The 22077-nt window shown below is 39.1% G+C and carries 14 protein-coding genes; 13 read left to right on the forward strand and 1 reads right to left on the reverse strand.

The window, feature by feature from the left end; translation table 11 throughout:
- Nucleotides 1-128: 128 nt before the first annotated feature.
- The 6 genes from ABR854_RS11200 to ABR854_RS11225 all read left to right on the forward strand — a co-directional run bounded on the left by ABR854_RS11200 (nt 129) and on the right by ABR854_RS11225 (nt 10051).
- The gene (locus tag ABR854_RS11200) at nt 129-2732 is read left to right on the forward strand and encodes a carbohydrate-binding domain-containing protein (RefSeq protein WP_350265487.1); all 2604 of its coding nucleotides are present in this window, start codon (nt 129-131) and stop codon (nt 2730-2732) included.
- Nucleotides 2733-2899: 167 nt separating this feature from the next.
- Nucleotides 2900-3943 (forward strand): sensor histidine kinase, encoded by a 1044-nt coding sequence (locus ABR854_RS11205; RefSeq protein ID WP_350265488.1) that lies wholly within the window; start codon nt 2900-2902, stop codon nt 3941-3943.
- The gene (locus ABR854_RS11210) at nt 3943-4698 is read left to right on the forward strand and encodes a LytR/AlgR family response regulator transcription factor (RefSeq protein ID WP_350265489.1); all 756 of its coding nucleotides are present in this window, start codon (nt 3943-3945) and stop codon (nt 4696-4698) included. Before ABR854_RS11205 ends, ABR854_RS11210 begins: the two co-directional genes overlap by 1 nt.
- 162 nt (nt 4699-4860) lie before the next feature.
- Nucleotides 4861-6261, forward strand: a complete 1401-nt coding sequence (locus ABR854_RS11215) for a DUF3500 domain-containing protein (protein ID WP_350265490.1) — start codon at nt 4861-4863, stop codon at nt 6259-6261.
- Nucleotides 6262-6352: 91 nt separating this feature from the next.
- A complete protein-coding gene (locus ABR854_RS11220; RefSeq protein ID WP_350265491.1) occupies nt 6353-7687 on the forward strand; it encodes a HupE/UreJ family protein in 1335 nt (444 codons plus the stop codon).
- A 111-nt stretch (nt 7688-7798) separates the two neighbouring features.
- Nucleotides 7799-10051, forward strand: coding sequence for a TonB-dependent receptor (locus tag ABR854_RS11225; protein WP_350265492.1), 2253 nt, complete (start codon nt 7799-7801; stop codon nt 10049-10051).
- A 43-nt stretch (nt 10052-10094) separates the two neighbouring features.
- Here ABR854_RS11225 and ABR854_RS11230 read toward each other — a convergent pair whose 3' ends face one another.
- Nucleotides 10095-10583 (reverse strand): GyrI-like domain-containing protein, encoded by a 489-nt coding sequence (locus ABR854_RS11230; protein ID WP_350265493.1) that lies wholly within the window; start codon nt 10581-10583, stop codon nt 10095-10097.
- Between the two features lie 390 nt (nt 10584-10973).
- Between ABR854_RS11230 and ABR854_RS11235 the strand changes: the two genes are divergently transcribed.
- From ABR854_RS11235 to ABR854_RS11265, 7 genes are all read left to right on the forward strand, one after another.
- Entirely contained in the window at nt 10974-14012 is a 3039-nt protein-coding gene (locus ABR854_RS11235; protein ID WP_350265732.1) for a SusC/RagA family TonB-linked outer membrane protein, read from the forward strand.
- Nucleotides 14013-14034: 22 nt separating this feature from the next.
- Entirely contained in the window at nt 14035-15543 is a 1509-nt protein-coding gene (locus tag ABR854_RS11240) for a RagB/SusD family nutrient uptake outer membrane protein (RefSeq protein ID WP_350265494.1), read from the forward strand.
- Between the two features lie 123 nt (nt 15544-15666).
- Nucleotides 15667-18345 carry a c-type cytochrome gene (locus tag ABR854_RS11245; RefSeq protein WP_350265495.1) on the forward strand — a complete coding sequence of 893 codons (2679 nt, stop codon included), beginning with the start codon at nt 15667-15669 and terminating at the stop codon, nt 18343-18345.
- A gap of 128 nt (nt 18346-18473) precedes the next feature.
- Entirely contained in the window at nt 18474-19250 is a 777-nt protein-coding gene (locus ABR854_RS11250; protein ID WP_350265496.1) for a 3-keto-disaccharide hydrolase, read from the forward strand.
- Between the two features lie 88 nt (nt 19251-19338).
- Nucleotides 19339-20190 carry a sugar phosphate isomerase/epimerase family protein gene (locus ABR854_RS11255; RefSeq protein ID WP_350265497.1) on the forward strand — a complete coding sequence of 284 codons (852 nt, stop codon included), beginning with the start codon at nt 19339-19341 and terminating at the stop codon, nt 20188-20190.
- Between the two features lie 221 nt (nt 20191-20411).
- Nucleotides 20412-21239 (forward strand): sugar phosphate isomerase/epimerase family protein, encoded by an 828-nt coding sequence (locus ABR854_RS11260; protein WP_350265498.1) that lies wholly within the window; start codon nt 20412-20414, stop codon nt 21237-21239.
- A 9-nt stretch (nt 21240-21248) separates the two neighbouring features.
- Nucleotides 21249-22058: an alpha/beta fold hydrolase gene (locus tag ABR854_RS11265; RefSeq protein ID WP_350265499.1), complete on the forward strand. Its 810-nt coding sequence runs from the start codon at nt 21249-21251 to the stop codon at nt 22056-22058.
- The last annotated feature ends 19 nt before the right edge of the window (nt 22059-22077 follow it).

Raw genomic sequence — 22077 nt, forward strand, 5'->3', positions numbered from 1 at the left:
ATTTGGCATTTTTACCGCAATTTCATTTTTCCATACCACCTTTTTTAGGGCTTGTTCGTCTATTCAATTATCAACAAGAAACTTTGTTGATTTTCCTTATAAATATTTTCTGAAAAATAAACACCAGTATGAAAAGAAGGGGTATTTTGGTCGTTGGCATATTGCTAACTTTTATTTCAATTTTCCAAGCTTGCAAAAGTGAAGAAATAACCACTATAAAAACCGCAACAATCACCGCACTGACTTGTTCAGCCGCAACATTTTCGGCTACTGCCACGAGTGGGGCATCTTATACAGGCACGGCAACTGTCCCATACACTGGTGGCAACGGTATTGCCTACGATGCAGGCTCGCCCGTGGCTTCTACGGGCGTAACAGGCCTAACCGCAACGTTATCGGCAGGTACTTTGGCATCGGGCAGTGGAACTGCCAATTTTGTAATAACTGGTACACCGACTACATCAGGCACCGCCAATTTTTCGATAGATTTAGGTGGACAAAACTGCACATTATCTCTACCAGTTGCAGTTTCAAAGTCAAGTATTGCTACTTTAGTTTGTACGGTTGCACCAGCCATTGGCACAAACGGAACAGCCTATACTGGTACTGTTACGATGGCTTATACAGGAGGAAATGGCGGAACTTATGGCATTTCGACGGCATCTTCCACTGGCGTAGAAGGTTTAACGGCAACGGTTGCCGCAGGAACATTGGCCAATGGTGCAGGAAATCTTACTTATACAATTTCGGGTACACCTACATCGTCAGGTACTGCAACTTTTAATCTAAGTTTGGGCGGAAAAAGCTGTGCGGTTACGCTTGCCATTACCGCTGGAACAACAGGAACAGCAACGGCTGCCAAAGATACAGTCGTAATTGCGTATTCTGGTACGAGTGCTGCCATCAATAATCCTTATTCGAGTTCGGGTGTGGCTGTGGCAGTAAGCGGAGCAGATGTAACCGTTACTTCGACCAATACTACAAAGGAAATTGTTTATTTATTATCGGGAACAGCTACCAAAGGAAGTTTCAAGATTTATAGTGAATACCGATTTAATATCACGATGAAAGGTGTGAGCCTAACCAATTCGACTGGACCAGCAATCAATATTCAGTCGAGCAAGAAAGGAACAATTAATGTTTTAGCTGGAACAACCAATAATCTGACCGATGGAGCAACCTACGCCACCAGCAAAGAAGACCAAAAAGGTACTTTTTTTAGCGAAGGACAATTGAGTTTTATGGGAACAGGAACGCTGAACGTAACGGGGCTTAATAAACATGCCATCGTGGCCGATGATTATATCGCAATTAGTGAAGCAAATATTGTAGTAAAATCCGCCGTAAGTGATGGAATTCATGCCAATGATTACTTTCAAATGGATAATGGAACGGTGAATATTACTTCATCAAGCGATGGTATAGTAGCCGAAGAAGGTTATGTAGCAATCAATGGTGGAACAATAAGCATCAATAGTGTTGATGATGGAATCATAGCTCCTTACGAAGGGACAGATGCCACAATTACACCTTATGTATTAATAAAAGGTGGCAAAATAAGCATTACTACAACGGGCGATAAAGCCAATGCTATCAAGAGTGAAAGTTATATGACAATCGGCACGGCTGATGCAGTTACCTTGACGGTATCGGGTAAAGGCTCGAAAGGCATAAAAACGGGGGGAGATTTTACGCTCACATCGGGAACTATAAAAATTACAACAACTGGGGCGGCATACTACGATACTGCCGATGCCGACGTGGCAGCACCAGCGGGTATTAACTGCGATAAAAACTTAGCAATCAGAGGTGGAAATCTGACAATTAATAGCACAGGTATTGGCGGAAAAGGTATAAATATTGATGGTACAGCAACCATCGGCGGTGGTACAATCAATATTACGGCTTCGGGAGCAAAATATACATACAGCAGCACCATGACCAGCGAAGCCAAAGGCTTTAAGAGCGATGGTGAATTTATTATGAATAACGGCGACCTCACTATTTCGGCAACTGATGATGGTGTGAAATCAAATAAATCTATCACCGTAAACGATGGGACAATTCTTGTAACGAAATCTTATGAAGGCATGGAGTCTATCATTATCAATATCAATGGAGGTGTTACTAACCTGACCGCAACCAACGATGGTATCAATACATCTTATGGAACAGTTTCGGGCGGAACAGAATCTAACGATAATAGTCAGTTTAATATGAATGGTGGGGTGCTAATCGTGGCTGGCTCTGATGCTATAGATAGTAATGGTAACTTTACGATGAAAGGCGGAACACTCATTGCCAATGGCAACGAAAGCATTGATATTAATGGAAATTTCTTGGTCAATGGTGGAACAGTCGTTTCTGGTGGACCAAACTCAAACATGACAAAATCTATGGGTGCAGCCTCAACGCAAGTGAGTATGTTTATCAAGTCGAGTGCTTCGGTGGCTGCTACTTCATTGATACACATAGAAGATGCTTCGGGTAAAGACTTGGCCACATTCAAACCTCGAATCGCTACAAGTATTATACATTTTTCAAACCCAAGTTTGGCTAAAAGCACCGCTTATAAAATTTACTTCGGTGGCACATACACAGGCGGTAATTTTGTAGGTGGGTCGTCGGGATGGGGGCTTTATACTGGCGGAACTTACTCAAATACTGGTGCTACGCTAAAATCTTCGCCAACTACTTCGGGGTCGGCAACGGTCAATGCCTTTACTTTCTAAAAGGATTCTTGATTTTAATTAAAAACCCGACATGAGTTTTGTTCGTGTCGGGTTTTTGTTAGCCCAGTTTTGAAGTTTTTCAAACGCCAAATTTTCCTATTCACTTTCTTTTTTTGACAATAAAATCAGAAAGGGTTAATTTTGTTTTTTCTCTAAATACCAACAAGATGATTAAAAATCCTGCAATACAACGATTTATTTGGGGCTTTTCGTTGTTGGTGGCTGTTTTTGTAAACTTTCCGTTTATCGCATTGCAATTGCCCCATTTGTCTATCGGGCAAAAGCCTCCACATCCCAATCAATTTCATGCTCATAAGCCGCCTATGTTGGAAAGTCAAAAAATGGCAGGTTTGGACATTTTCTTGCAAATTTTCTTATGTTTTTTATTTGCCATTATCATGATTGAGGTACTTCGTCAGTATTTTCGAGGCAAGAAATCTAAGCAAATTTGGAATTTCTTATTGCTACTTGCGGTATTTATTGCTTCGTTGGGCGGGCTTAATTTTTTCGTAATTGGGATTCATGCGAGTATGATGTTTGTTACGGTCGCCATTCGTGGGGTTCTGATTTTAGGAATTGCTTATGTTTTTAGTAAGTTTTTAATCGAAAATGAACAAAAAAATGAGATTTTGCTCGAAAACGAACACCTTAAAAATGAAAACCTATTGGTTCAGCTAACATCGCTCAAAAACCAACTGAATCCTCACTTTTTATTCAATTCGCTCAATACCCTCAGTTGGCTGATTAATGAAGACAAGGAAAAAAGTCAGCGATATTTACAAAAACTTTCGCAGGTTTTGCGGTATTCATTGAGCATGCAAGAGCAGTCGTTAGTATCGCTGAAAGAAGAACTCGCTCTGCTCGAAAACTATATTTTTCTGTTACAGATAAGGTTTGGCAATAACCTGAAAATAGTCAGAAATATCGGAGATATTCCCTTCAAAATTCCGCCGCTTTCATTGCAATTACTCATCGAAAATGTCATTAAACATAACATTATTTCTACAGCTTCGCCGATGACTATTTGGGTTGAAATGAATGAAAATAAGAAAATAATTATTGTTAGAAATACGCTCAATCGCAAAGCAAATTCCGAAGGAACTGGCATTGGTTTAGTCAATCTCAACGAACGATTCAAGATTTTGGCAAACCAAGCGGTAGAAATTGAGCAAAATGAAAAAGAGTTTACGGTGATTTTACCTTTAATCTGATGAAAATACTAATCATAGAAGACGAGTCAGCAGCATCGAGCCAATTAAAATTTTTATTAAATCAACTAAACATAAGTTGTGAAATTCTGGCAATTATCGAAACTGTCGAGGAGGCGATAAAATGGTTTACAACAAACGAAAGCCCTGATTTGATATTTTCGGATATTCAACTGGCCGATGGCATTTCTTTTGAAATTTATGAGCAAGTAAAAATCAATGCACCTATCATTTTTATTACTGCCTTTGATGAGTTTGCCATTCGTGCTTTCAAGCTCAACAGTGTTGATTATATTCTAAAACCACTTGATGCCGATTCATTGAGTTTTGCCATCGAAAAGTTTAATAATCAAACTTTAGTCACACAAGAAACCCTCAATGAGTTGATTAAACAGCAGGTCTTTTCACCAAAAAGCTATCGAAAAAGTTTTTTAGTGCGGTATCGAGATAAACTTTTACCTATAAAATCGAGTGAATTTGCTTACTTTTTTATAGAAAATGGCTTAGTTTTCGGTCAATTATTCGATAGCAGAAAGTTTATCCTTGATTTTAAACTCGAAGACCTTGAAAACCAACTCGACCCGCACGAATTTATAAGAGCCAATAGGCAATTTATTCTTTCGAGAGAAAGTATCCTTGAGATTGAACCTTATATCAATAGCAGAGTTTTGGTTAAAACCCGCCCTACATCGCCATACGAAGCCATAATCAGTAAAGAGAAAGTTACACCATTCAAAAAATGGTTTGAAGAAAGATGATTTAAACTATCGACAAAATTTCGATGGTTCGACACATCGACGCCTCGACGATTCACCTCTCATTTTTTCCTTTTCACTTTCAAAGTCTTCGTTTTACCCTACCTAACTTTGAGTTTCAACGTCTATAACATCAGTACTAAATATTATAAACTGATAAATTTTATGAAATTCAAAAACGCATTTTTGAGCCTTACAATTAGTGCAGCCTTAACGATTATTGCCTGTGAAAAAACTGAAGTGGCCAGTACCACAGCTACCACTGCAACCGTAACGGCTATCAATTGTTCGGCAGCTACTTTTTCAGCCACACCAACAGCCAGCACCGCATTTACAGGTACAGCCACAGTGCCCTATACAGGTGGAAACGGTGCCGCTTATTCGGCAGGTTCGGGTATTGCTTCCACTGGTGTAACAGGTCTGACTGCAACTTTGGCAGCAGGAACATTGGCTTCGGGAGCTGGTTCGGTAACTTTTGCCATTACAGGTACACCTTCGGCGGCTGGCACTGCAGCTTTCGCTGTTATGGTTGGTGGACAATCGTGTAGTTTTTCGATGACGGTTTCGGCGGCAAGTGGTGGAACAAGTTCAATTACTTCGGCATGGTCAATGGATACTGATATTGCAGCTATCGTAAAGGCTGCCGAAGATTTGAAAACCACCCTTACTGCAACCCAAGTGTCCGCCATTCAATATACTTATACCAAAGAACACGCCCAAAAATGGAGTAATTTACCCCAATCTCTGTATAAAAACCGTGTGGGTTTGGCTTCAAGTACATTTTCTACTACTCAATGGACTGCCTTTTATAATTTATTGAAAGCAAGTACAGGCTCGGTAGCCAACGAAGGCTACGAAGAATATGCTGGTATTATTGATGCAGATGACTATTTGGGAGCAAATGGCGGTGGAAGTGGCTATGGTTCGGGTAATTATTACATTGCATTTTTAGGAACACCGAGTACTACGGGTCTGTGGAGTTTGCAAATTGGTGGTCATCATGGTACTAATATTTTTACCTACAAAGATGGAAAAATGACTGGCGGAACTCCAGTTTTTCGCTCAACAGAACCTTATCCTACTTGGACTTCAACAAATACTGGCAAAATTGTACAACCATTAGTACAAGAAACGGCAGCTTTTGCTAATTTCTTGAAAAGTTTGAGTTCGACAGAATTAACTACCGCAAAACGTGCTGCCGCACAAAATGATATAATTGTAGGACCACAAAAAGACGGTACTTTTCCTACAACAAAAACAGGTGTGAAAGCAGGAAATCTAACACAAAATCAAAAAGATTTGTTGTTGGCAGCCATAAAAACCTATGTTGATGATTTGGATAATAGAGCAGCAGCAGCAGTTTTGGCAAAATATAAAGCCGAACTTGACGAAACCTATGTGTCTTATGTTGGAAGTACAACAATGGCAGCACAAGGCGATTATATTTTGATTGATGGCCCAAGTGTTTGGATTGAGTGGTCGATGCAAGGAGGAATTGTTATCCGAAATGGCGTGCATCCACACTCAGTTTGGAGAGATAGAAAATCTGATTATGGTGCAAATTAATTTCAAAGAGTAAAATTGAAGATAAAAAATAGGGTTGTACGTAGAGACGTTGCATGCAACGTCTCTACCTCATAATAATTTTTAAAGAACAATGAATCGAATCAAAATAATAATTTTAGTAGTATCAATATTCACTTTTTGTGCGAAAGAAGTGATAGCTCACCCTATGCCCAACTCAATGGTGTTATTGAAAATTTACGAAAAAAATATTTCGGGTGAGATTCAATTACCTCTGAGTGAGTTACAGTCGGCCATTGGAATGGGCGTAAATGATAATTCTGAGCGTTTAATAGAACGTTTGGGCGATTCTCTAAGAATTTATTTGCTAAAACATATCCGACCACGCACTTTTGATGGAAAATTATGGAAGGTTCTACTTGGAAAAATGCAAGTGAATGAAACAAAAAGCGAACTTTCGGGCGAATATAAAGAACTTATAGTAGCGTTCTCGATGACTCCGCCCCAACATTATGACCTCCGAAATTTCTATTTCGATTATGACGTAATCTTGCATCAAGTGGCGAGTCATAAGGCACTCATTGCCATAAAACAAGATTGGCAACAAGGCATCATGCATGAAGACGGAACGCCGTCCGACGGAACGCCGCCCGACAGTACCATGCAACAAGTGGGTGTAATAGAGTGGGATGTGGTGAATAATAAACTCAATCCGTTTCAGATTAGTCTTCAACAAGGCAGTGTTTGGATGGGTTTTAAAAGTATGGTTTCGCTCGGAACAAAACATATTTCCGAAGGAACAGACCATTTATTGTTTCTTTTAGTGCTTTTATTTCCCATTCCGTTGGTGGTCAATCAAAAAAAATGGGCTTCGACTCGGTCGGTTCGTCAGAGTTTATTGCATATTTTCAAGGTTGTTACGGCTTTTACAATTGGACATTCAATCACGCTTTTGTTTGGGGCTTTAAGTTGGGTTTTTCTGCCAAGCAAACCTATCGAAGTACTGATTGGAGTATCCATCTTGGTGTCGGCCATTCATGCCATCAAGCCTATTTTTCCAAATAGAGAAACATATATTGCTTTGGGTTTTGGTTTGATTCACGGTCTGGCATTTGCCTATACTTTACAAGATTTGAATCTCAGTGCGAGTAAAATGGCCTTGAGCATTTTGGGGTTCAATGTCGGCATCGAACTTATGCAAATGGCTGTGATTGTAGCCGTTATTCCGTGGTTGCTTTTGCTCAGTCGAACCTCATTTTATACAGTTTTTAGAGTATTTGGGGCAATTTTAGCAGGATTAGCAGCTATCGGATGGATTATCGAACGACTTTCCGAAACACCAAATTTTATTACCATATTAATAGAAAAAGCTGCTAATTATGCAGTTTGGTTGCTGGGTATTTTGATGATAGTTTCAGTGATTACCTATTTTTTCAAGAATAAAAAAAGTGATTTTTTAGAGGCATAAATATTGTTTTAGAAAACTTTTACTAAGTCTTTCTTTCCAAAAATATTTCTTAAATGCAATGTAGTATCTAATTTTACGACCTAAAACTCACTTTGTATAAAACAAAAACCAATGAAAATTTTTAAAATTATTTTACTTTTCTTCACAACTTCAACTTCATTTGCTCATCTCGGAAGTATAGTAGGTAAGATTACCGATGCTCAAACAAAATTACCCATCAGAGGGGCGAGTTTTAGTCTCGTCGGGCAAAATCGAGGAGTAGTCACTGATGAATCTGGCTATTTTCAAATCAATAATCTTTCACCAGCTCCTTATAAAGTGGAAGTGTCTTTTATGGGGTATGTGGCTCAAAATCAGACGGTTATTGTAAAAGAAGATGAAGCAAGTAGCATAGAATTTTCGTTAAAAACTGCCGAGTTTTCGCTCGAAGAAGTAAAAGTTTCGGCAGCAAATCCACAACACCAACAGCTCATTTCAAGTTTGGATATTAAACTCCGAACCATCAATAATTCGCAAGAAGTTTTAAGAATTGTTCCAGGTTTAGTTATTGGTCAGCATGCTGGCGGTGGTAAAGCCGAACAAATTTTCTTACGTGGTTTTGATATTGACCACGGCACAGATATTAATTTAACTGCTGACGGCGTGCCAATCAATATGGTTTCGCACGCACACGGACAAGGTTACGCCGATGCTCATTTTATTATCCCCGAATTGATTGATGGCGTAGATTTTAAAAAGGGTCTTTACGATGCCGAAAAAGGAAATTTTAGCACCGCAGGTTGGGCAAATTTTCGCACGAAAAAAGTTTTAGAACAAAATTTTGCCAAAGTAGAAGTAGGTCAATTTAATACCTACCGTCTGGTAGGTGCTGCTAATATTTTAGGGCAAAAATCTCAAGAAGGCAATCAAAACGCTTATTTAGCAGGCGAATACAATTATTCGGATGCGTATTTTGATGCTCCACAAGCGTTCAATCGTTTAAACTTACTGGGGAAATATCACGGGCATATCACCAAAAATACAAGTTTAACCTTCACCACATCTACATTTTGGAGTAAATGGAATGCGTCAGGACAAATTCCCGACCGTGCCGTTGAGGCTGGTTTGATAGGTTTTTATGGAGCAATCGACCCAAATGAAGGTGGTACAACCAGCCGAACAAACGCCAATGCCGAGTTTCTGACTTTGACCAAAAGAAACCACGTCTGGAAAAACCAAGTTTTTTACTCGAACTATAATTTTGAGTTGTTTTCAAACTTTACTTTTTTCTTGGAAGACCCCATCAATGGCGACCAAATTAAGCAAAAAGAAGGCAGAAATTTGTGGGGATATAACTCAAATTATTCGATTGCTCACGGTTTAGGGGCAAAACAAGCAACACTGAATATTGGGATAAATTATCGTCATGATTTGACAAAAGATTCGGAACTTTCGCACACCCAAAATAAAACAACACTACTCGAAAGCATCAAACTGGGCGATGTAAACGAAGCAAACGTAGGTGCATACATTGATGAAACAATTCAACTAAGTTCTAAATTGTCACTCACGGCTGGTCTTCGATTCGATTATTTCAATAATCAATACCTTGATAAATTGCAAAATAGTACAATTTTCAAAGCCAATGCTTCCATCGTTTCGCCTAAGTTAAATTTGTATTATACCAAGAGTCAAAACTTGCAGTTTTATCTAAATTTGGGTAAAGGTTTTCATTCAAATGATACCCGTGCGGTTATTGAGAAAAACGGTTTGGAGATTTTGCCAGCCGCTTATGGCTCAGATTTAGGCACAATCTGGAAACCTTTTCCAAAGATGATTATTAATGCAGCTTATTGGTATCTGTGGCTCAATCAAGAGTTTGTATATGTAGGCGATGCGGGCGTAGTTGAGCCTTCTGGACAATCAAAAAGAACAGGTTTTGATGTGTCGATGCGTTATCAACTGACAAAAAACTTGTTTTTTGATGCAGATGTAAATTATGCTAAACCTCGTGCCATCGGCGAAACCGAAGGCCAAAACCTGATTCCCCTTGCTGTAAAATGGACAAGTATTGGTGGTTTAACACTCAAAAATGATAAAGGTTTTAGTGGAAGTCTGCGTTATCGCTATGTAGGAGATAGACCAGCCAACGAAGACAATAGCATAGTAGCCAAAGGTTATTTAGTGAGTGATGCTCTATTAAATTATACCAAGAATAGATATTCAGTGGGGCTTTCAATACAAAATATCTTTAATACAAAATGGAAAGAAACCCAATTTGCCACCGAAAGCCGTTTGCAGAATGAACTAAACTCAGTCGAAGAAATTCATTTCACTCCAGGCACTCCATTTAATGCTAAGTTGAGCTTTAGTGTGAGTTTTTGATTTATTTTGGGTGGTTGAACAATTCGCTCAGTCACCCAAAAGGTTATTCATTCAACTTTATTGGTATCCAAACCTCTTCTTCCGAATCAGGGCTTTCATTTTTGTATTTTTCACCTAAAAGCTCAAAATGTTCTCGGTTGTCAATTTTATAATCAGAATTTGGTAGCCAAACGCCAAAAATGTATTGAAACGTTCGCTGAAAGTCCAACGAAGAACCTTTGTGCGTGAATACTGCATAAAGTCCACCTTTGAGCGTATAGCCTTCCATATTTTCTGGAATCTGCTCAAAATCAGTCACTTCCACGGCTGCCCATTTCGTGAAATTATCATTGGGGTTGAAGTTTTGAAAATCAAAAATGTCATTGTAAATCTGCATCGAATAAAGCTCTGTGCCGATATTATTGGTGATTTCTTTTCGTTTGGGCATAAAACTTTGCCATAATTCACCTGTTCTGTTATTTATATAACTCATTTCAAGCTTTTTGCCGATGAGTTTTTTTTGTGCTAAGTTTCTTAGGATTGGAGCATTCATGAATGAAAAGCGATAATTTTTTAAAATTTTTTTATCAAATAAATAGAAGTTTTTTCTCAAACGTAAATAAACGCCTTTTCATTGGCACATTCTTTTATCTCGTCTCATAATTATTGTTTGATAGGTAAACAAGCAAAAATATAAAACTTGTATTGTTTATTCTCTTTTGTCTACTTTTTGTTCTAAAAACTTCAAATAATACTATTTTTTCTTGATACAGCACAGCACAGTACAGGATAGTTAGATTTTAATAAATTTTAATATTTGTATAATATCAAGGAAAAATATCCTTATATAAATAATCATTCTATTTCAACCTAAAACATTAATCAAATGAGACAAAGATTTACTTTGTACAAAACAAAACGCTATGCGAGTATTTTCTCGCTGATGCTGGGTTTGTTTTGTACTTCATTTGCTTTTGCCCAACAGGTCAAGGGCAAAGTGACTGGCCAAAATGGCGAAGCATTGGTGGGGGTGAGTGTAACTATCAAAGGTATCAATCGAGGTACACAGTCTGACGCCGATGGTAGCTACAAATTAGAGGTACCAAACAACTCAACTTTAGTATTCAGCTTTGTGGGTTATACGGCCAATGAGGTTGTTTATACTGGACAAAAAGAAATAAATGTTTCTTTGAGCCTTGATGATAAATTATTGAGTGAAATCGTTGTTGTTGGCTACGGTAGCCAGTTAAAGAAGAATGTTACGGGGGCCGTGCAGACAATTGGTTCGAAAGAAATAAAAGATATTCCTGTATCGCAAGTTACACAAAAGCTACAAGGGCAGTTGGCTGGCGTACAAATCAATCAGACTACTGGTAAACCAGGGCAGGGGATGAGCGTCAGAATTCGTGGACAACTATCGGTTTCTGCTGGTAGCGACCCACTTTATGTCATTGATGGTTTCCCTATTACGGGTGATATTGGAGCAATGAACCCAGATGAAATTGAGGATATTTCTATCCTGAAAGATGCGTCATCTACATCTCTGTATGGTTCTCGTGCGGCTAATGGTGTGGTTTTGATTACAACCAAAAAAGGTAAATCGAATGGTACAAATGTAAGCTTTAATACTTTTGTTGGTATGCAAGAAGTGCCAGATAGAGGTTTGATTCAGATGCTTACGGCCGAAGAATTTGCACAATTTAAGAAAGAATACTACGAAGATGCCAAACAACCTGTCCCTGCCGAATTCCAAAATCCTTCACAATACGCTGGAAAAGATAATAACTGGTATAAGGCATTATTGAGAAAAGCACCTTTACAAAGTTATAATTTGACGGTTACGTCTAATAAAGAGCGTTCACGGACTTCATTCGTTGGTGGGGTTTTCAATCAGCAGGGGGTTGTACTAAATAATGAGTACAAAAGATATTCGTTAAGAATGAACTCAGAATATGATATTTCTGACAAAGTAACAGTTGGTTTTAATGTTGCACCACAATATGTTTTTGATAATACGCCACGTACTGACGGTGACCGTGGAACGGGTATTTTGTTTAATGCCTTGCACACTTGGCCAGTAATGCCGATTTATGAAGCAGATGGAAAAACGTTGACTTTATTCAATCGATTCCCAGCCAGTACAGGAAATATATTTGCGTATCCGAACTGGGTAAGAGCGGCTAACGAATTGGTTAACGAAACTACAACAACCAATTTGCTCACAAATGCTTTTATTCAGTATCGTCCAATCAAAGATTTGGTATTGAAATCTACTTTCAATGTAGAAATGTTGCGTTCTAAGTTTTTCTTCTTTAATCCATCAACCGCAACAAGTGCAATCAATGTGGCCATTCCGACAACAGCCGTTTCTATTCGTCAGAATGTTGAAAATCTCACTTGGTTGAATGAAAACTTAGCCACTTACACAAAAAGTGTCGGCGATCATAATTTTGAACTCTTAGGTGGTTTTTCGCAACAAAAATTTACACAAGAAAGCACAAGAATTCAGGCAGATACTTATGCTGATGACCGCCTCCCAACTGTACAGGGAGCCATCAATATCAGCCGTGGTGGTACAAATACAGGTGTTCAAGAGTGGGCATTGACGTCACTTTTATCGAGATTAACTTATAATTTCAGAGGTAAGTATTTATTTACAGCAGCTGTTCGTCGTGACGGTTCTTCTCGTTTTGGTTCAAATAATCGTTGGGGTACTTTCCCATCGTTTTCGGCGGGGTGGGTTATTTCTGATGAAGATTTCATGAAATCAATGCCAAAAGTATCATTTGCTAAATTAAGAGCAAGTTATGGTGTAATTGGCAATAATAATATCGGTAACTATACTCCTTATGCTTTGGTAAATAATACTGTGAATGCTGTATTTGGTAGTACTGTTGCCCCAGGTGCAGTTGTTTCAACCTTAGCAAATAGCAATTTAGGTTGGGAGACTACTAAACAAGTGGACGTTGGTTTAGATTTAGGTTTTCTAAACGACCGTATCACGTTTATTTATGATTATTACACAAAACGTACAACCAACTTATTGTATAGCGTTCAAATTGCTCAAGAAGCTGGTTTTGGTAACTTTAATGATAATATCGGAGAAATTAAGTTTTGGGGTCATGAATTTGCTTTGAATACAAAAAATACAACTGGTAAGTTTAAATGGAGTACCAACGCCAATATCTCATTCAATCGTAATAAAGTAATAGCATTAGCCGATGGTATCGACCGTGTTTATGGAACTTTCCATATCACTCAAGTAGGCAAACCTTTCGGACAATTCTATGGACATATCTCGCAAGGAGTTTACAAAAATGCCGAAGATTTAAAGAGTTCGCCACAAGTCCCTGGCCGTTCGGTAGTTGGAAGTATTAAATTAACCGACCAAAACGGTGATGGTATCATTACGAATGGTGGAGACTTTGATGATAGAGTAATCATGGGTAATCCTTTCCCAACGTTTACGTATGGTATCACCAATAATTTCACTTATGGCAATTTTGATGCAAGTATCGTTGGTTCGGGTTCACAAGGCAATCAACTATTGGTTCGTCATATTTATAGTACTGCTAATCTTGATGGAGTATTCAATATGGTTGCCGAAGTAAAATACCGTTTCCGTTCGGAGGCAAATCCAGGTAAAGGAATGTATGGAACAACCGTTGGCGGTGGAAACGTAACGGGTATCGAAAGAGACTGGATGAATAGCCGTTTTATTGCTGATGCTTCATTCTTTACTATCAAAAACGTTACAGTTGGCTATACAATTCCGAAGAGCAATAAAATATTCAAGTCAGCTCGTGTTTATGCTTCCGTACAACAGCTTTATGTTTTTACAAAATACTGGGGCGGGCCAAATCCAGAAACATCGGCACAAGGCGATGGAAATGGCAACGGTGGTAATTTAAGTCAAGGTATTGATTTATCGAACTATCCAGTTCCAAGAACCTATACTGTTGGTATAAACTTGAACTTTTAATTAACGAAATTACTATAAGATAATGAAAAAGATAATAACAACAGCACTGTTTATGTTTTTGGGCTTAATGAGTTGTGATAAAGACTTTTTAACAGTTGTCCCAGAAACGAACCTCAGTACCGCCATATTCTTTACAAAAGAAGCTGACTTTCAGCAAGCAGTCAATGCCAACTATGTGCCTTTAAGGGCAATCGTCAACGACCGTGCTTGGCTTTTAGGCGAAATGCACTCTGACAACGCCTATTATTACAGAAATATCCTTTTTGGAGCAACCGAGCAGCAAGAAGATATTGCCGATTTTGCAATACCTACCGCTAATGGTGTTACATCTAATACGCACGTGCTGAATCAGTATCGTCTTGATTATCAAATAATTGCACGTGCCAATCAAATTTTGGCTTCGATTGATGCCGTTGATTTTAATGCAGAATCGAAGAATAACCTAAAAGGCCAAGCTCAGTTTTTGAGAGCTTATGCCTATTTTGAATTAGTTCAGTACTTTGGTAAAGTGCCTCTACACCTTACTCCTGTAACGAATCGTCAAGAAGCAGCATTACCACTGGCAAGCGTTGATGAAGTTTATGCACAAATTATTAAAGATGCTACTGCCGCCATTACTGGTTTATTCCCAAAATCAAAACAAGAAGCTGGTAGGGTTACCTCAGGAACTGCAAGAATGTTATTGGCAAATGTTTATATGGTACAGAAAAAATGGGCAGATGCTGAAAAACTATTGAAAGAAATAGTGGCAAGTAATGAATATAAGTTGATGCCCGATTTTAATGACGCTTTCTCGACAAATACTGGCAACAAAAACAATGCAGAGTCTATTTTTGAAGTGCAGTTTTTGGAAGGAGCGGCAGGCCTAAACGGAGCCATTATGTATAATTATATGCCACGCCCAATGAGCCCTGACGAATTGAAGCCAATTTCTGGTACTTCAAATCCGCAGCCACTCACTGGTGAAGGAAACGGAGCTCCAACTCCTGACCTCATAGCTTCGTTTGAGAAAGGTGATAAACGATTAGATGGCACAATTGCCTATGTAACGATTTCGGGAAGTTTAAGAGCAGATAAAAGATTTCCTTATAACAGAAAGTTTGCTAAAACTCACTCTTTACATGGAAATACAGGAAATAATTTCCCGATTTATCGTTACGCAGAAGCGTTGTTGTATTTAGCTGAAGCTTTAACCGAGCAAGGTAAAATGTCAGAAGCATTACCAATCTTGAATCAAGTACGTAGTCGTGCTGGCTTACCTGCTGCAACCGTAACTTCACAGGCAGCTTTAAGAACTCAAATTTATCAAGACCGCAGAAGCGAACTGGCTTTTGAAAATAAACGTTGGTTTGACCTTGTACGCACAGGAACTGCCGTAGAAGTTATTACGGCTTATGGCAATCGAGTAAAAGCAAATCCTGTGGCTTATTATTATCCAGAAGGTGCAGTGCCGAGAAGTAATGCTTTTACTAATATTAGTGTATTATATGGACTTCCAGCTGATGAGGCCGCTTTATCGCCATATTTTTAATTTTTTTTAATAATACTTTTTTTCGCTGTATATTGTAAGTGAATTTCTGCTCGACAATATACAGCGAATATTTAGAGACGAAATTACACTATTCGACCATAAATATTTAACCCTTACTTTATCATGTTTTCTACAAAAAACACCATTAAACTGGGACTTGGGATCATAGCTGTTGCCACGGCAGCTTCGTTTACTCTCCTCAATGAACCTAATCTATCCGCAATAACTACGGGTGACCCAAAACTCGACAAGCTAAAATATCCAGCAGGATTTAAAGCTGAACACCTTTTTAGCCCATCTGAAAACAAAATAGGTTCTTGGGTTTCGATGACATTCGATGACAAAGGTCGAATGATTTGCTCAGACCAATACGGAAAACTTTTTCGTTTGAAAATGCCCGCAGTTGATGGCAAAATCTCAATATCGGATGTTGAAAAATTGAAGGTTGGACCTGCTACCGACACAATGGGTATGGGCTATGCACATGGCTTACTTTATGCCTTTAATAGTCTTTACGTAATGATTAATAATAGTAAGGGTAATAAGGTTTTTACGAAAAAAAGTGGCCTGTATCGTCTTCAAGATACCGATAACGATGACCAATTTGATAAAGTTACTTTACTAAAAGAACTTGTAGGCGATGGCGAACATGGTCCACACAGCATCGTGCTTTCACCTGACAAAAAATCGCTTTATGTAATAAACGGAAACCACACTGATGTGCCGCCTTTAGATTCATACAGACTGCCATCTAATTGGAAAGAAGACAACTTATTTCCATTGATAAAAGACCCTCGTGGACACGCCAACGACCGCATGGCTCCAGGGGGCTGGATTGCAAACCTTGACCCCGAAGGCAAAAAATGGGAATTGGTAAGTGCAGGTTATAGAAATGCTTTCGATATGGCTTTCGATGCAAACGGCGACTTATTTGTCTATGATGCAGACATGGAATGGGACTTTGGCTTGCCGTGGTATCGCCCAACTCGTATTACGCACGCAACGAGTGCCTCAGAATTTGGTTGGAGAACAGGAAACAGCAAATGGTCGCCAACGTTTCCTGATAATCTTCCTCCTGTTATTAACATCGGACAAGGTTCGCCAACCAATTTATTACATTTGAAAGATGCTAAATTTCCTGCAAAATATAAAAATACTCTCTTGGCTTTCGACTGGACTTTTGGTGTAATGCACGCCATTCATCTCAAGCCTGCGGGTTCGAGTTTTTCGGGCGAAAGAGAAGAGTTTTTATCGGGTATTCCGCTTCCTTTAACTGACGGAGCAATTGGTCCAGATGGTGCTTTATATTTCCTAACAGGCGGTCGTCGCTTAGATTGTGATTTATACCGTGTTTCTTATGTGGGTAACGAAAGCACTGCTCCAATCGCTGCCGCACCAATCAATTCAGCCAATGCTCTGCGTAGAAGTTTGGAGAAATTCCATACTGGCGGACCAAATCCTGCGGCGGTAGCTACGGCTTGGCCACAATTAAAAAGTCCAGATAGATTCATTCGTTATGCCGCACGTTTGGCATTAGAACACCAACCAGTTGCACAATGGCAAGATTTAGCTTTGAAAGAAAAAGACCCAGTTGCTCTTACGCAATCATTGATTTCGTTGATTCGTATGGGTGACGGTTCTAAGAAAAATGAAATTGTAAACGCACTTTTGGGCGTAAACTTCAAGGCTTTACAGCAATCTCAACAATTAGATTTATTGAGAGCCTTTGAATTGGCGTTCTTGCGAATGGGTCAGCCTGACGCAACTCAAAAACCTAAAGTGATAGCTTATCTAAACCCACTTTATCCAGCCAATACGGCTCACTTAAATCGCTCTTTGAGTAAATTGTTGATTTATTTAGATGCCCCAGAAGCAGTTTCAAAAACAATGGCTTTGATGGATGTTAAAACTGAGCCAGGAAGCGATGCACTCAACATTGAAACAGCTACTGCTTCAAGTGATTTGATTTTGAGAAACCCTCAATACGGAAAGGATATTGCCGCAATGTTGGCCAATTTACCACCAGCACAGCACACGTATTATGCAGTAATGCTCAGTTTGGCAAAAGAAGGTTGGACACCCGAACTTCAAGACAAATATTTTAAATGGTATTACAAAGCCTTTGAATATAAAGGTGGAAACAGTTATATCGGCTTCTTGGATAGATCGCTGAAACTGGCCTTAAAAAATGTTCCCGATAGCAAAAGAGCCTATTTTGAAAAATTGGCTGGTGCAGAAAGATTAAGTAAAAATGGCAATGATTTTATTTCATTAACCGCACCAAAAGGCCCAGGCAGAAACTGGAGAATGGAAAACGCTCTTCCAATCATCGAAAAAGGATTAGTAGATAGAGATTTTGATAATGGTAAAGCCATGTATGCAGCCACAACCTGTAAAATGTGTCATTCGATGAAAGGTGATGGTGGAGCAATTGGGCCAGATTTAAGCCAATTATACACTCGTTTTTCTTCAAAAGATATGTTGGAGTCAATCATTATGCCTGATAAAACGGTTTCTGACCAATATGCGGCTACTTATTATAGTTTGAAAAATGGTAGCTCAATTGTAGGGCGTTTGGTCAATGAAGACAAAACTGCTTATTATATTTCTCAAAATCCTTACGCTCCAAATGAGTTGGAGAAAGTTTTGAAAAAGAATGTGATTTCTTCAAAACCATCGGCTGCATCAATTATGTTTGGTGGTTTGATAAATAGTTTGAATGAAGAAGAATTGAAAGATTTAATGGCATATTTGATGTCGGGAGGAAGTGAAAGTAATGCCATGTTTAAACCAAAAAAGTAATTAGAAAGTAGATTTGATTAAGTTTAATATGCTTGTTTGAAGGAGTTACAACGAATTTGGACAGGCATATTTAAAAACCTTCAACTAAGTATTCAAAACAGCCTATTCTATTTTTATCCTGACTACCAATGACAAGAAAATTTAATATAAAATATTGGAATATTGCAGTTCTAATTGCTATCTTGGCAATCGGTTGCAAAGTGTCTAATTCAGCCAAAAGTGAAAAAGGATTTAAATCAATTTTCGATGGGAAAACGCTTAATGGTTGGGAAGGTGATACCAAATATTGGCGAGTAGAAAACGGAAATTTGATCGGAGAAATCACTCCCGAAACTTTACTCAAAACCAATTCATTCATTACTTGGAAAGGTGGTGAACCCGCAGATTTTGAACTAAAAGGCGAGTTTAATATTACCGAAAAGGGTAATTCAGGCATAAACTATCGCAGCGAAAAATTACCCGATATACCTTATGCTCTGCGAGGTTATCAAGCCGATATTGACGGGGCTAATCGTTATACAGGGCAAAACTACGAAGAGCGTGGACGCACAACCTTAGCTTATCGTGGTCAAATTACGAGCGTAAACGCTCAACCAAGCCCAATGACTTTGGAAGAAGTTCGTAAGAAAGTTCAAAAGAATGCTTGGACAGACCTAAAAGTAACAGGAAGTTTAGGCGAAAATGAGGCTTTGAAAACAAAAATTAAAGGCGAAGATTGGAACACTTTTCACTTGGTAATCAAAGGCAATCGTTTACAGCATTACATCAATGATATTCTGATGAGCGATGTAACCGATAATGATTTAGTGAACGGAAAATCGAAAGGTATTTTGGGCGTGCAAGTCCACGTAGGCCCACCCATGAAAGTGCAGTATCGTAATTTAAGAATTAAAGAATTGAAATAAGACAAGAGATGTCAGACAAGAGACAAAAGATTTTCTTTACGAAATAGCTCTTTCTCTTGTCTTTTGTCTAATATCTCACATCTAAAATATGAATAAAATAGGATTCAACGTGTTGGCATGGTCGGCCAATGTTTCAGAGGAGTTATTTCCGATTATTGAAAGATTAAAAACCATTGGCTATGATGGCGTAGAGTATTTTGTGGGTGCAACCGACGAAAATGCGTATAAAGTAGTAGGCAAACATTCTAAAGATATTGGTTTGGAAATAACAACGGTTACGGTCGTTAGTCCAGATGCCAATCCAATCAATGAGTCGGCAAGTGTGCGTCAGAAAGGTTTAGACCGAATAAAATGGGCAATCGACCGCTCTTATGATTTAGGTTCGACGGTTCTCTGTGGGCCTTTTCATTCGGCTCATGCACATTTCGAGGCTCATCCTGCTCTTGACGAAGAATATAAAAGAGCCGCTGAAATCTTGTACCAAGCAGGCGAACACGCCAAGCAAGCTAATATCATTTTAGCTCCCGAAGCCCTCAATCGTTTTGAATGCTATTTGTGCAACACGATGGAGCAGTTGGCAAAATTGATAACAATGGTCAATCATCCGAATGTACGAGCCATGTTCGATACGCACCACGCCAATATCGAAGAGAAAAAATACGCTACGGCAATCAATACCATTGCTCCGTACTTGAGCCACGTACATATCAGCGAAAACGACCGAGGCACTCCAGGTGACGGACACGTGCCATTTGATGATGCTTTTGCGGCATTATCTGCCGCAAACTATAAAGGCTGGCTAACGATTGAAGCTTTTTCAAGAAATGACCCTGATTTTGCCAATGCCATCAACGTTTGGCGTGAATACAATGACCCGTGGCACATTGCCGAAGGTGGTTTGAAATTTATTAAAGAAATGTGTCAGAAACACGGATTATAAGTTTTACTGGAAATGGGTTAATTATTCAAATAAAACCATTTATCAGTAGATTTAATACCTAAAGTAATACAAATAATGGGTTGGAATTGCCCCGTTAGGGGCTAAATATCGGTAGATACAAATAGCATTTATGGCAAGCGTGCCGTAGGTACGCAACAATTATTTGCGTGACATCTTAACCCATTATTACTAACAAATAAAACTATTCACCCAATACAAAAATGAAAGAAAAATTGCCTTTTCGATTTGGTTCGGAAGTTTATACATGGTTTATGAGTGGCAACGGACAAACGCACCAAGGGCGATTGGGTCACATGATAGAAGTGATTGCCAAAGCGGGTTTCACGGGTATTCAACCAATTTTTACTTGGATGGGCGATTTAGTTAATGCCGACCTTTTGGAAGTAAAACTAAAAGAACAAGGCATTGAACTGGCCGCTCTCGCATTGGCTTTGGAATGGAATGGCACGGAGGAATCAGAAAACGAAAAACAAATTGCCGATAATGCCATTGCATTGCTGGAGCGTTTCCCTGAGGCTGTTTTAAACACAGTTCAAATTCCAACGGGTCGTCATGATTTAGAAAATCGCCAGCGGAATTTAGTAAATATCGTCAATACAGTTTCCAAAAGAGCTGCCGATAAAGGTATTCCTTGTAGTTTTCACCCGAATTCGCCACATAGTTCAATTATCCGAACAGCGTCAGATTATAAAGTGGTTTTGGAATCATTGGATAGCTCAGTAACTGGCTGGACACCCGATGTTGGTCATATCATCAATGGCGATATGAATCCGCTCGAAAAAATGAAAGAATATGCCTCGCTCATCAACCATGTTCATTACAAAGACTGGAATGGTGAACCCGAATTTACATTGATGGGCAAAGGAAAAGTTGACTTGCTGTCAATTACGCAATGGCTCAAAGATATTAATTATAAAGGTTGGATTATTTGTGAAGACGAAGGAGAGGAAGCTTTGGAAGACCCTGATTTCGTAACGCTTCATGATGGAAATTGGATATTAAACGACCTAATTCCTAACCTAAAATAATTGAGTTGTATGCCATTCGTACAAACAAACGGAATCAATTTTTACTATGAAGAGCGTGGTTTAAATGCTGCTCCACCGCTTTTGATGATAATGGGAATCACGGCCGCTGGGAGCGTTTGGGAGCCTCATGCTGCGTATTTCGAGAAACACTTTAGATGTATCATCGGAGATAATCGAGGGGTAGGGCAGACCGATAAACCCGAAGGAGATTACTCAACGGCAATGATGGCCGATGATTATGCGGGTTTGCTTGACCAACTTAATGTCGAAAATGCTCACGTAATTGGCTGCTCGATGGGGAGTACAATTGCTCAGCAATTAGCAATCAGACACCCCAAGAAAGTAAAATCTTTGGTATTGATGTGTCCGTGGGCTCGTTGTGACAATGCCGCCAAAGGTATTTTTCAGCACATCGTCAATTGTAAAGCAAAGTTTAGTCCCGAAGAATTCAGTCTCTATATTCAATTATTGATTTACTCAAAAGCTTCGTGGGACAATGAAAAGTTTGCAGCCGAACTGGAAGAAGGTCGAAAAAATGCTCATTTAGACCCTAATCCACAACCACTTCACGGACTAAAAGGTCAAGCGGCGGCGTGTATTAATCATTCGGTGCTGGCAGAGTTAGGCTCAGTTTTGCAACCGACTCTCGTAATTGGTGGTAAAGAAGATATTTTTACACCCGAATGGATGGCCAACGAAATTGTGGCAACAATGCCCAATACCGAGCTTTTCCTTTACGAAAAAGCGGGTCACGCCTTCCATTTTGAGAATGTGGAAGACTTTAATAGTCGGGTTACCGACTGGTTTTTGAGTCATTAAATCTTAAAATTAAAAACTT

Source organism: Emticicia sp. W12TSBA100-4, from assembly GCF_040253585.1.
GTDB lineage: Bacteria > Bacteroidota > Bacteroidia > Cytophagales > Spirosomataceae > Emticicia.

Bases quoted from the DNA above. Each gene is read 5' to 3' on its own strand.
- ABR854_RS11215 (WP_350265490.1), top strand. From the start codon at position 4,861: ATGAAATTCAAAAACGCATTTTTGAGCCTTACAATTAGTGCAGCCTTA.
- ABR854_RS11240 (WP_350265494.1), top strand. From the start codon at position 14,035: ATGAAAAAGATAATAACAACAGCACTGTTTATGTTTTTGGGCTTAATG.
- ABR854_RS11225 (WP_350265492.1), top strand. From the start codon at position 7,799: ATGAAAATTTTTAAAATTATTTTACTTTTCTTCACAACTTCAACTTCA.
- ABR854_RS11220 (WP_350265491.1), top strand. From the start codon at position 6,353: ATGAATCGAATCAAAATAATAATTTTAGTAGTATCAATATTCACTTTT.
- ABR854_RS11250 (WP_350265496.1), top strand. From the start codon at position 18,474: ATGACAAGAAAATTTAATATAAAATATTGGAATATTGCAGTTCTAATT.
- ABR854_RS11210 (WP_350265489.1), top strand. From the start codon at position 3,943: ATGAAAATACTAATCATAGAAGACGAGTCAGCAGCATCGAGCCAATTA.
- ABR854_RS11230 (WP_350265493.1), bottom strand. From the start codon at position 10,583: ATGAATGCTCCAATCCTAAGAAACTTAGCACAAAAAAAACTCATCGGC.
- ABR854_RS11255 (WP_350265497.1), top strand. From the start codon at position 19,339: ATGAATAAAATAGGATTCAACGTGTTGGCATGGTCGGCCAATGTTTCA.
- ABR854_RS11260 (WP_350265498.1), top strand. From the start codon at position 20,412: ATGAAAGAAAAATTGCCTTTTCGATTTGGTTCGGAAGTTTATACATGG.
- ABR854_RS11265 (WP_350265499.1), top strand. From the start codon at position 21,249: ATGCCATTCGTACAAACAAACGGAATCAATTTTTACTATGAAGAGCGT.
- ABR854_RS11245 (WP_350265495.1), top strand. From the start codon at position 15,667: ATGTTTTCTACAAAAAACACCATTAAACTGGGACTTGGGATCATAGCT.
- ABR854_RS11205 (WP_350265488.1), top strand. From the start codon at position 2,900: ATGATTAAAAATCCTGCAATACAACGATTTATTTGGGGCTTTTCGTTG.
- ABR854_RS11200 (WP_350265487.1), top strand. From the start codon at position 129: ATGAAAAGAAGGGGTATTTTGGTCGTTGGCATATTGCTAACTTTTATT.
- ABR854_RS11235 (WP_350265732.1), top strand. From the start codon at position 10,974: ATGCTGGGTTTGTTTTGTACTTCATTTGCTTTTGCCCAACAGGTCAAG.